General features: G+C 74.6%; 2 protein-coding genes and 1 pseudogene. 2 read left to right on the forward strand and 1 reads right to left on the reverse strand.

Going from position 1 to position 1,657, the window contains the following annotated elements:
* Positions 1 to 256: pseudogene (locus RH94_RS42415) on the reverse strand (hypothetical protein); the annotation flags it as partial.
* A gap of 87 nt (positions 257 to 343) precedes the next feature.
* Here RH94_RS42415 and RH94_RS04800 point away from each other — a divergent pair.
* Together RH94_RS04800 and RH94_RS04805 are read left to right on the forward strand one after the other, a co-directional pair.
* On the forward strand, positions 344 to 577 hold the full coding sequence (locus RH94_RS04800; protein ID WP_073946403.1) for a hypothetical protein: 234 nt from the start codon (positions 344 to 346) through the stop codon (positions 575 to 577).
* 68 nt (positions 578 to 645) lie between these two features.
* The gene (locus RH94_RS04805) at positions 646 to 1,644 is read left to right on the forward strand and encodes an MsnO8 family LLM class oxidoreductase (RefSeq protein ID WP_073946404.1); all 999 of its coding nucleotides are present in this window, start codon (positions 646 to 648) and stop codon (positions 1,642 to 1,644) included.
* Positions 1,645 to 1,657 lie beyond the last annotated feature (13 nt).

The following is a 1,657-nucleotide window of genomic DNA, read 5'->3' on the forward strand; positions in this document are numbered from 1 at the left end:
GGTGGGCGGCGAGCCAGTCCACCGTGTCCCGACGGCACCGCTCGGGCCGCCCGGTGAGATAGACGATCTCGCACTCGACGGCACTCTTCCGGAGCAGCTCGACGCCCTGTTCGATCGGCGGGTCCGCGGGCGCCGCGGCGAAGAAGGCGTCCCAGTCGCGCGGCCGGCGCTCGAGGAACCGCTGCCGGTGCGCGGTGTCGGCGAGGGTGTTGTCCAGGTCGAACACGGCGAGCGGCCGTTTGCTGCTGTCCGTCACGGCCCCAGCGTAATGAGGCGCGACGAAGCGCGGTGAGGCGTCCCCCGTCCGGATGCGGACCGGGGGCCCACGCCCGATGCTGGGTACATGTCCGGACCACTGCCCGTGATCGTGCACCCGCCCTCCCCGACGGGCGGCCGGCGCGTGCGCGTGAACGGCGAGATACTGGGGCTGGCCTACAGCGTCGCGGACGTCGCCGAGTTCCTGCACCGCGCGGGCTTCGAGGTCGACCCGATGGAGGTGGCGGTCTCCCCGCTCATCGACTGGCGCGGGGGCGGCCCGGAGTACTGGGGCCCGGAGCCCCGGAACCGGTCCGGCTGACCGCCGCGGAAACCCGCCACGGGAACCTGCCCCGGGAATCCTGGGGACGCCCCCGCGTTGAACCGGGTGTGAGCTCCCTGATCGCCTCCACCCGCTTCTCCGTCCTCGACCGCTCCCGCACCCGCGAGGGCCACCCGCCCGCCGAGGCCCTGCGGGACACGGTACGGCTGGCGCGGGAGGTGGAGTCCCTGGGCTACCACCGCTTCTGGGTCTCGGAGCACCACGGCGTACCGGGCGTCGCCGGCTCCGCACCGACGGTGCTGGCCGCCGCGGTCGCCGCCGCGACGTCCACGATCCGGGTCGGCACCGGCGGAGTGATGCTCCCCAACCACCAGCCCCTGGTCGTGGCCGAACAGTTCGGCGTCCTGGAGTCGCTGTACCCCGGCCGCATCGACATGGGCCTCGGCCGCTCGGTCGGCTTCACCGACGGCGTACGCAAGGCCCTGGGCCGCGACAAGCACGCGGCAGCGGACTTCGCGGGGCAGCTGGCCGAGCTCCTCGGCTGGTTCGACGGCACGTCGCCGACCGGTGTCCGCGCCCGCCCCGCCGAGGGCCTGCGGGTCCCGCCCTTCGTCCTGGCCGTGAACGAGGGCGCGGCCGTCGCCGCCGAGGCGGGCCTCCCCCTGGTCATCGGCGACCTGCGCGACCGCGAGAAGACGCGGCGCGGCATCGACGGATACCGTGCGGCCTTCCGCCCCTCCCCCTGGGCGCGGACCCCCTACGTCATCGTCTCCGGCACGATCGCGGTGGCCCCCACCCCCGAGGAGGCCCACCGCCTCCTGATCCCGGAAGCCTGGTCCATGGCCCACGCCCGCACCCACGGCACGTTCCCGCCCCTGCCGCCCGCCGAACGCGTCGAGTCCCTGCCGATGACCGCCAGGGAACGCGGCTTCTACGAGTCGGGCCTGGCCGGCCACCTGGCCGGCACCGAGGACCAGGTCGCGGACGCGCTGGAGACGCTCCTCGAGGAGACCGGCGCCCAGGAGGTCCTCGTCACCACCAGCACGTACGACCGCGACGCCCTGCTGGACTCCCACCGGCGGCTGGCACGGGTCTTCACGGCGTAGGCCGGAGGACCCC

This window comes from Streptomyces kebangsaanensis, from assembly GCF_001906585.1.
Classification (GTDB): Bacteria; Actinomycetota; Actinomycetes; order Streptomycetales; family Streptomycetaceae; genus Streptomyces; species Streptomyces kebangsaanensis.